This is a genomic window from Candidatus Neomarinimicrobiota bacterium, assembly GCA_030743815.1.
Classification (GTDB): Bacteria; Fidelibacterota; Marinisomatia; order Marinisomatales; family S15-B10; genus UBA2146.
Genome location: JASLRT010000104.1, coordinates 1 through 10254 on the forward strand (window position 1 = coordinate 1; position 10254 = coordinate 10254).

Consider the following 10254-nt stretch of genomic DNA (forward strand, 5'->3'; position numbering starts at 1 on the left):
TCACTGGAAGCATTTTACAAGATGTACGAAAATCTCCCTACGCATTATTACTGGACCAATCCAAAGGAAGAGTATCCTTTACCTCTGGAGCACAGAGCTCACTGGCTTAACGAAGGGGAAGCGAGGAGTCGCGGCTTCGAATTATTCCTGCAGAAAAAAATGACACAGAACTGGCACCTTCTCCTCAGTTATGCGTGGAGCCACTCCCAGGCCAAGGATATGCGACTCTTCTTTACAGGCAGTGGATCATTGAATGATAAAGAACGGGGAGGGGAATGGTATGACTGGGATTACGACATTCGGCATCAGCTCACCTTTATCGGAGGGTGGAAAAAGAAGTTCCATAAAGAGGTGTGGTATCAGGAGTTGAAGAAGAAAAAATGGTTCCGGATAGCCTCAACGGTTCTGGGGCCTTTGAATCCTCTGGCAGATGAGGTTGAGCTGAATGTTCGTTTTGGCTACAATAGCGGCCGACCATATACTGAGCGGACCTACATTCCCGAGCTGCGGGACTGGGTAGCCACCGAGGATGCCAATTGGAACAGTCTTCGCTTCCCCGAGTACCACCGTCTCGATTTTATGTTCCTGCAGAGATGGATGCTTCCCAAAATGAATATTGTGGCCTATGTTGACATTATGAACATCTACGATCGCAACAATATCTGGGATTATGCCTACAGCTCGGACGGGACAAAAGAAGAGGTGTGGCAGTATAGAACCGTGCCCGTAGGCGGGGTGACGCTGGAATTTTAGAATGAAATGTTGTCACAGTGTATTCAAAGGATAGAAGCGGCATCGTGCTGACATACTTTCTCTGGATTATCCTGTTTGCAATACTGATTCTTTTTGCCGGCGCCATGGCGTGGACGCTGAAGCGCCCGCAGGAAGAGTCCGGCGAGAGCGAAGAGGATCTGGAGGAGTGGACCTGTCCATCCTGCGGCTTCCAGGTACAGATGGGGACGGAATGTATCTATTGCGGCGAGAAAAAGCCCATAGTGTAGGTTAAATATTCCTGGAGCAGTGCTGTTCGAAACAATTGAAAATGGCATAATCAAGAATCTGTTCTTGAAGATATTGGACAGACATACCCTGGAAGTGATCGCATTAATCATTTGTTTTTCACTTTCACCTTCCTCTATAAATTGTGTATAATCGTTTTGGATGAGACAGAAACGCTTATATGAACCGATGACGTTTTATACCAACATACTTCTGGCACTTCTCGCTATCTATTGCGGACTCCGGATCTCTGAGCTCTACTGGCAGAAGTTCCACCTGTTTCATTTTCATCTGAGCTGGACGTTTTACACTCTTGCGGCTGGGGCACTGCTGGGAGCCATCGCCCACGGCTTTAGCCCCAACTTTCCTCCTATACTCAAGATGCTTGTCTGGAAGGCGACAGTACTATCGGCCGGCCTGACAGCAATGTTTTTTGTCCTCACCTCTCTTGCGGCCGTGATGTCGTTTGAGTCCTACACCCTTCTACGCTGGATTCCCATCCTGGGACTGATAATCTACGCTGTTATCATCTGGCGCGACAGTCAGTTTATCCAGGCGATGAAGTTCACTGTGCCGGCTATGATATTCGTGCTGGCGGCAATGATCTATATATTCGGCACTACGAAAGATGCAGGGGCGGGAAATATCATCCTTGGACTTCTGATTACTTCTGTCGGGGCGGTACTCTGGGCGGTTCGTTTCTCCCTCCACTCTCACTTCAATCATAACGATATTTATCACCTTGTTCAGATGGTAGGGCTGTGGTTTATTTACAGGGGCGGGCTTGCTATTAAGAATATTCTCAACTGACGACGATCCCAAACCAATTTCCGCCCCGGGTCCGGGGTGAACTGGTTTGAGCAGACTGCATGATTAACTTCACCGATATTTCCGTGGAAAATGATAAATACGGCTTTCCATTTGTCGAGGGGCACTAATCGTTGTAAATTTCCCGGATTCCAATCAGGCAAAGTATGGATATTCAAGTCAGAGAAATCAACAGCTACACCCGCGAGATGGATATTAGCGCTCCCTGGGAAGAACTTCAGGAATCGTTTAACGTTAGCATCGATCGTTTTCGAAAGAAGGTAAAGTTACAAGGATTCCGCAAGGGGAAAGTACCCAAGAAGATACTGCTGCAGCAATTTTTGTTAGAGATTGAGGCCGATTTTGCTCAGCAAACTGTGGAGCAGCTCTATATTGAAGCCCTGCGGGAGAAGGGTTTTGTACCGGTGAACCGTGCTGAAATTGAGGCGGTAGATTTTAGTCAGGGTCAGCCGCTGACATTTACCGCCACTTTTGAGGTGGAGCCCACAGTAACCCTGCCGAAGTACAGCAAGAAAATGAAGGTCAACAAGAATGTCTATCAGCCTGATGAACAGGATGTGGACGATTTCATTGAAGAGTTGAGGCGCCAGTCGGCGCGGCTGGAGACCAACGAGACGGGATCGGTGGAAGGGTCATTGCTTTTTGTGGACATGCAAGAGCTCGATTTTTCGGGCGTTCCCATCATTGGACGAAAGGTAGAGGACAGGTATATCAAAGTAGGAGACGGTGTCTTCGGCGGTGAGAATCTTGATCGCCTCACCGGTTTGAAAGTCGGCGATACAGCTGTTGTAGATGTGGCATCACCAGATGGGAAGGAGTCTACCCGCTATCAACTCACTATCAAAAACGTTCAGGAAGAGATCATGCCGCGGGTAGATGAGGATTTCATTAAGAAAGTGGATGGGGAAGCAGAAACTGAAGAAGCGTTCCGCAGCAACATTATGGAGAGGATTCAGAAAAGGCTTGATCACGATGCTGAGGCGCAGTTCGAAGATGAAATTATCGCCTATTTTCTGCGCGAAACTGACCCTGAAGTACCACCCTCCATGATAGATGGCTACATCGATAATTCATTTGAAGATGCCCGCAACAGGAACGGTGAAACGCTCGATGAGGAACAGTTTCGCACTGAGATGAGACCGTCGGTCGTCAGGAATCTCAAGTGGTACCTGATCAGGAAAGAGTTGATCAGGGGTGAAGAAGTGTCAATTGCCGATGAACGGGTGGACGAGAGGATAGACGAAATCGTAGCAGCGGCGGGCAAAGAGTCGGGTCAGATACGGCGCTTTTATCGCAAGCAGTCAAACAGGGAACGCCTTCGGGAAGATCTTATGGATAGGGAACTGTTCGAAAAAATTAAATCGTATGCTAAAGTAAGCGAGGTCAAGATTGCGACAAGCGAGCTCCGCAAGCAGAAGAGCCTTGCTCAAGACAGGCCAGCATAGTGGAGGAGAGTATGAGCATTCAAGCACAAATTGTACCTATTGTAGTTGAACAGACAGGTCGTATGGAGCGGGCTTATGATATTTATTCCCGCCTGCTCAAAGAGAGAATTGTATTTCTGGGGACACCGGTTGATGATACGGTTGCGAGTCTTGTCATCGCCCAACTTCTGTTTCTGGAAGCGGAGAAAGCCGACAAGGATATCTCTCTCTATATCAATTGTCCCGGTGGATCTGTGACGGCGGGACTGGGAATTCTGGACACAATGAACTACGTCAAGCCGGATATTTCTACCATCTGTATGGGGCAGGCCTCCAGTATGGGCGCTGTTCTCCTGGCTGCGGGAACCAAAGGGAAGCGGTCAGCGCTGCCCAATGCCAGAGTGATGATCCATCAGCCGTGGGCCGGCATGCAGGGGACTGCCAGCGACATCCAAATCCATGCGCAGGAACTTCTCTCCATGAAGGATCGGCTCAATAAGATCCTTGCTGATCAGACGGGTCAGACACTCAAGAAGATCGGCAAGGATACGGACCGCGACTTTTTCATGACCCCCAAGGAAGCGAAAGATTACGGCATCATTGACAAAGTACTGGCGAGCCGGTAACTCCCGTTTTTGCACTATCATATTGCTAGATCAGAGAGAAAACAGATGATATTCAAGACGACTGATTTATACCCGTTGTGGATCGCTGTCTCACTTGTCTGCTGGAGCGAAGGCGGGGAACTGCCGCGGCATCAGGCGCATCCCTCCACTGAGATAGCCTCATTTTCCGGCAGGACTGTCAACTCGAATTCAATTAAGCGCGCTACAGTTTCTGACACGGTTACCGTCTGGTTTGAGGATTTCGAATCGGGAGCAGACGAATGGGCATTCGATCCTGGGTGGGCGCTGACGGATGAAGAGTCGTACAGTCCGATACACAGTGTGACAGCAGATGATGACAGTTTTGGTGCTGTCCTCTCGCTGATTTCGCCGTCAATCGCAATACCAGAAATTGAAAAAGATGAGAAGGTACATTTCAACTTTGCTGTCCGGGCTGACATTCCGGACTACAACGGCAGCGGCAGCGAGGGGCTGGAGGACAGCTACAATGTGGATGTGGCGAACGCCGATGAGATCCCGTGGCACCGTTCGGAATTCGAGGCGTTTGACGGCAAGTCGTGGTGGTGCGGCGATGAAAATCTGAACGGCTACGGTGACGGCTGGCTGCAGTTCCTCGATTCTCCCGCAATCGCGATTCCATCCAGCGGCGAGACCAAACTGACTCTTAAGCTTCAATATGCCATCGAAGCTTACGAAGGCGGGTCGACCTCTATCGACAACTGCCTTATCGACGGGTGGGACGCAGCTAATGTGCGCCTGTCTACGGATGGCGGTACCACATGGCAGGTGATCAGCGGGTCGCCCAACTATGCCTCAGGCAGCTGTTTCGGCTTCTTCCACAACGGTGAGAGCTGTTCCACGGCGGGATGGGGCGGCACGTCCAGCGGCTGGAAAGATGGATCGTTCGATCTGTCCGGGTTTGCCGGGAATACGGTTATCATCCGCTTTGCCTTCGGATCTGACCCGGAGTATTCCACTTCTGACGATGTATCACTCATTGGCTTCTTTCTGGACGATATTTCGGTGGACAATTCTGGATCCGGAAACCTGATGCTTGACAATGCCGACGATCAGGTGGTGATGCAAAATCAGGCCGGACTGGCGTGGCAAAATGTATTTTATGATTACGGCGGTGGCGACAGGCCAGGAGCGTTGCAGTGGGAGATCTATCAGCCCGGCTACCCCTACAATGGTAATGTCGATCTCGACCTGTCTGACTTTGCCGGCAAGAATATCCGCCTGCGGTTTCAGACCCACTTTGATGAGAATGATGACGGCGGTAACGGCAACGGGCTGTTCATCGATGACGTGCATGTCTGGAAAAAAATATTTTCACCGTTCTATCCCGTGCCGCAAGAACTGTCAGCTGAAGGTGGCGACGGAAAGGTGACGCTCACGTGGGACCCCGTTGAGACAGGCGTGGGGGGTGAGCTCTTTTACGACAGTGATGACGGTATATCGGGTGATGTCTTTACTGAAGGGATCTATACAACGCAAGGCTTCTTCTACGCCGGTGAATACTTTAACACAGCCTTTGGCGCTGAACTTGAGACGGCAAGGATTTTTGGCTACTTCAGCAACACCAAGACTTCCACCACACTGGCCGCTTTTGACGCCGTCGGCGGTAAGATAGAAAGCGAGCCCAAGTACAGCAAGACAGTCAAAATCGAAGCAGGCGAGTGGAACGAGATAGACCTTTCGTCCGATAGCTGGAGTTTCGAGGGTGAGTTTGTTCTCGCCATGGAAGTGGGTACCTACGAGAATGATTCGCTCATGTTTGTGGCGCTGGATGAGAGTGTTGCGCCTTCCGGCAACAGTTACACGCTGTTTGACGAATGGTTCGCGTGGCAAGATATAGCTGTGGCAAACGATATCTCAGACGGAGAGTGGGGCATTCGCGCCGTGGTGAGTCCGGGTGAGAGTTTTGCAGTGGCATACAATGTCTACCGCCGCAGTGAGGGCATATCTTTTGATGAACCGCTCCTGGCCGGGACGGGGGTGAGCGAGGCTTCGTTTATGGATTACGATGTGATGAACGGGCAGACCTATATTTACGCGGTCTCGGCCCTCTTCGATCTTGGTACCGCTGTGGTGGAAAGCGGTTTTTCGAATGAGGCGGCAGCCATTCCGCTGACGGCAGGAGCCTATATCTTGGCATACGATGACGGTAGCGCGGAGTCGGGCGCCACTTCGCTGGGAGAGGGTGGTCATTATGCCGTCAGGTTCACACCGACAGGTTATCCGGCGGGTGTACTGGAAGTGGAGTTGTACGCCAAAACCGGGGGCGGATCGGCCTGGGTCAGGTTCTGGGATGATGATGGCGATAACGGTTTCCCCGGGAATGAATTGGGGGGAGGCGTACTGGTCGAAGGGATCGTTGAAGGGTGGAATGAGATTTCTGTCACCGACCCTGATGTGACGGTAAATGACGGTGATATCTATATCGGCTGGGAGGAGACGGCCGATTCGCCAAATCTGGGACTCGACTTTAACGATGATGTAGACGGCCGCAGCCACTTTCGGGCTGCAGGTGGTTCGTGGGAGCCCCTCTCCAATCTCTACGCTGCTGACCTGATGATCCGGGCGCTGATGGAGGGTGCTGTGAGCGTCGCTTCGCCGCAATCTGACGCCGTGCCGCTGAAATTTTCGCTGGGACAGAATTATCCTAATCCGTTCAATCCGATGACGACAATTCCGTTCGCCCTGCCCCGGGAGGGCCGAGCCAGTCTGATTCTATACGACATTAACGGCCGCTCCGTAAAGACGCTCCTGGACGAACATATCCAAGCCGGTCAGCACCGTGTATTCCTCGATGGTAGAGATTTAGCATCGGGAATTTACTTCTGCCGCTTGACAGCCAGATCTTTCTCCGCCAGCAGAAAAATTGTCCTCCTGAAGTAGATGTTCATCCGGTGATTTCTGACCGGTCTACTGAGGGATCCCTTTGCTTATCTGTTGCATTTATCACAGTTTTTCTGTCCCGCATGTGTTAACTTATTTGATGATAGTCTATGAAGAATTACCACAGGAACACAGGGTCGGGATGCCCTGTGCGATGGTAGAAGAGATTATACAAATCCATCTCAGAGACTAAGTGCCGAGACAGCTGAGATGACTTCATGAGAATAGTAAGAACGATCGTTGTCCTTCTTTTCATGACCGGATCGCTCCTGGCCATCATTGCCAAACCGGGGATCATCACCAAGCGGCAGCCGGACGGAACAGAGATCCAACTTGTGTTGCAGGGTGACAAGTGGCAGCACTGGTACGAAACCGCTGCAGGATACTCGGTAACGGAAAACGAAGAGGGTGAGTGGGTATACGTTCAGCAAGTGGTTGACGGTAGACTGGTCCCCGGCGCTGTCAAAGTTACAGGCAGGATAGAAATTGATAGTGAGAAAGTGCGTGATTTGCCAAAGCATCTCAAGCCGCTGAGAAGGGCGATTTCCGGCGCATTGCCGGCCGTGGATATTGCCGCAACCGGCGTAGAAGATTTCAATATTCCCGTATTGCTGATCAATTATCCTGATATGGAGCACAAGTACCGCAAACAGAACTTCCTTGAAATGATGAATGAGGATAATTACAAAAATACGGGGAGCTTCCGAGATTACTTTAGTGAAGTATCTTATGGTCAGTTTATGACCATGGCTACCGTTCTCGGCTGGTTCACGGCCGAGAACGAGCACGACTATTACGCGGAAGAGGCGACCAATGCAACCAATCGGCAGGTCGACCTGGCGCGTTACGCGGTTGATCAGGCTGAGGTGGCGGGCATTGACTGGTCACAGTACGATAATGATGGCAACGGTCGTGTGGATGGTGTTGTCATTATTCACGCCGGAAGAGGTGCTGAAGAGGGTGACGACTCCAATATCTGGTCGTTCAAGGGAGATCTGAGACACAATAACAAACAGATTCAGTACGATGGGGTTTGGATTGACGTATTTTCCATGCAGCCGGAGAAGTATCACAACTCCATGAGCAGTATTGGCGTATTCGTTCATGAGTACGGACATATAATTGGTCTCCCCGATCTTTACGATACCGATGACAGTTCAGATGGTATTGGTAACTGGGGTCTGATGGCCGGCGGCGGATGGGGCGGTGACGGTGGTTCTCCGTGGAAGCCGTCGCATCCCTGTGCCTGGGCTAAGATTAAGCTTGGATGGCTGGAGCCGACCGATATTGACTCGTTTACGACCGATCTGGAGATTGTGCCTGTAGAGAACAGTCCTGTTGTCTATAGAATCAAAAGTTCAACTGACAGTTCGGAGAGGTTTCTTCTATCCAATCGTCGCAAGACAGGTTTTGACGAGAATTTGCCTGAAAGCGGTCTTTTGATTTGGCACATCGATACGGAAAAGACATCGCACTGGCCCGGGTCCAACAACATCAACAATGACGAACCCCACTATGGCGTCGGCCTGGAACAGGCTGATGGACGCTTCGATCTTGAGAACGGCAGCAACCGCGGTGACAAGGGCGATCCGTATCCCGGTATGATAGGAAATCACATCTACGACAATGAATCAATGCCCAACTCTCGGAGCTACTATTCCGAACCGTCGTATGTTGCGGTCTACGATATTGCCGAAGAGGGAGATCTCATAAAAGCTAAAGTCTGGGTACCGAACAGTGAAGTCCCTTATCTCACTCTGGAATCGTACAGTTTTCAGATTATTTCGGGCGACGATGATGGACTGATCAATCCGGGAGAGACGGCGGCCCTGCGCGTGGTGCTGGCCAATTCAGAGAATGCAGGTGTGGCTGCCGGTGTATCCGTTGAAGCGTCGGCCGATGACCCCACTCTGTCAATTATATCCGGCGTAGCGAATTTCCCTGACATCAATCCCGGTGTGACAGGGGTAAACATAACCGAAAAAATTGAATTTGTCATCGCCGCCGGTATTACGCCGCGCACCATACCGCTGCATTTACAAGTTTCCTCGGGAGAGGGAGCAACTCTTTTTGAATTTCAGCAGACAGTTGACGTAGAGGTTGTTCTTGATCAGGAAGGTTTCCCTTTTGTAGAGTCCGGGGCGGTCATGGTTGCGCCGGCCATCGCCGATATCGACCTGGACGGAGATCCTGAGATAGTGGCCGCATCTGACGACTTTGACCTCTACGTGATTGGTTCCAACGGCGAACTGAAGTGGACTTTCGCAACGGGGAACAAGATTCGGTCAACGCCTGCCATCGGGGACCTGGAAGGTGACGGCACTGTGGAGATCGTTTTTGGTTCTGTGGACAAGAATCTTTACGTTCTTGATGATTCAGGCAAGGTCAAATCGCAGTACGAGGCCGAAGGTTTTATCAGGTCCACAGTTGTACTCAAGGATATGGACAGTGATGGTGATCTTGAGATTATTTTCGGTGATCTTGCCAGGAAGCTGTATGTGATCAATCACGATGCAACTGACTACGGTTCATTTCCTGTAGATATGGGCGAGTCGCTCATGACGTCGCCGGCCGTGGGTGATCTCGATGGCGACGATGCAAGTGAGATTGTGGTGGGGACGTGGCAAAAGAACGTCTATGCTCTGAAAAGTGACGGCTCGGTTGTTGCTGGGTTTCCCTACGCTACCGGCGGCAAGATCGATACCGATCCGGCACTGGCTGATTTGGACGGCGACGGCAAGCCTGAAATCATCGTCGGCTCGGCTGACGATAAAGTGCACGTGATTCAGTGGGACGGGAGCGCTCGCTTCGTATACGCAACGGGGGCTGACGTCCTCGGGTCTCCGGTGGCAGATGATCTCGACGGCGACGGCTCGCTTGAAATCTTCTTCGGTAGCAACGATCAGCTGTTCTACGGCATTGACAGCGATGGCAACGATCTTCCGGGCTGGCCGCAGCAGGTAGAAAGCAACGTCCAGACGGCGCCCGTCTTCTTCGATTTTGACAATGACGGTGTCGCCGAAATCGTCAGCGCCGAAAGGGGTGGTCTGTTGTCTGTCTTTAGTCTGAGCGGAGAACGCCTGCCAAATTTTCCCGTGGAAATCTCGTCGCCGGTGCAAGGCTCCTTCACTGTGGCAAATGTGGACGGAGATGGCGACGCAGAGATCGCCGTGGGAACAGGGAGAGGTATTGAACTGATCGATATCAAGAGTTCCTCCGGCATAGGATATTACTGGAGTAGCTACAGGGGCGGTCCGCACCGGACGGGATTTCTTGGCGATTCGAAGCTCATAGTCGACGAAAAATTTGTTATATTGCCGGCGTCGTTCCAGCTCTATCAGAACTATCCCAATCCTTTCAATCCCGCGACTGCCATCCGATACGATCTGCCGCAGCAAGCGGATGTGGAGCTGACGATCTATAATGTACTGGGCCGTCAGGTGGCAGTAGCAGTTAACGGTTGGCGGGAGCAGGGT

General features: G+C 51.3%; 7 protein-coding genes. All 7 read left to right on the forward strand.

Annotated features, from left to right (window positions below; translation table 11 throughout):
- Positions 1 to 753: TonB-dependent receptor (locus QF669_08900; GenBank protein ID MDP6457546.1), on the forward strand; the 753-nt coding region annotated here is incomplete at its 5' end.
- A gap of 17 nt (positions 754 to 770) precedes the next feature.
- On the forward strand, positions 771 to 1001 hold the full coding sequence (locus QF669_08905; protein ID MDP6457547.1) for a hypothetical protein: 231 nt from the start codon (positions 771 to 773) through the stop codon (positions 999 to 1001).
- 160 nt (positions 1002 to 1161) lie between these two features.
- Positions 1162 to 1809: a hypothetical protein gene (locus tag QF669_08910; GenBank protein MDP6457548.1), complete on the forward strand. Its 648-nt coding sequence runs from the start codon at positions 1162 to 1164 to the stop codon at positions 1807 to 1809.
- A gap of 164 nt (positions 1810 to 1973) precedes the next feature.
- A complete protein-coding gene (gene tig, locus QF669_08915; protein MDP6457549.1) occupies positions 1974 to 3272 on the forward strand; it encodes a trigger factor in 1299 nt (432 codons plus the stop codon).
- A gap of 11 nt (positions 3273 to 3283) precedes the next feature.
- Complete coding sequence (clpP, locus tag QF669_08920) at positions 3284 to 3877, forward strand: ATP-dependent Clp endopeptidase proteolytic subunit ClpP (protein ID MDP6457550.1); 594 nt, start codon at positions 3284 to 3286, stop codon at positions 3875 to 3877.
- Between the two features lie 45 nt (positions 3878 to 3922).
- Positions 3923 to 6778, forward strand: coding sequence for an immune inhibitor A (locus QF669_08925; GenBank protein ID MDP6457551.1), 2856 nt, complete (start codon positions 3923 to 3925; stop codon positions 6776 to 6778).
- Between the two features lie 218 nt (positions 6779 to 6996).
- Positions 6997 to 10254: M6 family metalloprotease domain-containing protein (locus QF669_08930; protein ID MDP6457552.1), on the forward strand; the 3258-nt coding region annotated here is incomplete at its 3' end.

What these genes read in the sequence shown, in the direction of transcription:
- QF669_08910 (MDP6457548.1), top strand. Translation starts at nt 1,162, where the DNA reads ATGAGACAGAAACGCTTATATGAACCGATGACGTTTTATACCAACATA.
- tig (MDP6457549.1), top strand. Translation starts at nt 1,974, where the DNA reads ATGGATATTCAAGTCAGAGAAATCAACAGCTACACCCGCGAGATGGAT.
- clpP (MDP6457550.1), top strand. Translation starts at nt 3,284, where the DNA reads ATGAGCATTCAAGCACAAATTGTACCTATTGTAGTTGAACAGACAGGT.
- QF669_08925 (MDP6457551.1), top strand. Translation starts at nt 3,923, where the DNA reads ATGATATTCAAGACGACTGATTTATACCCGTTGTGGATCGCTGTCTCA.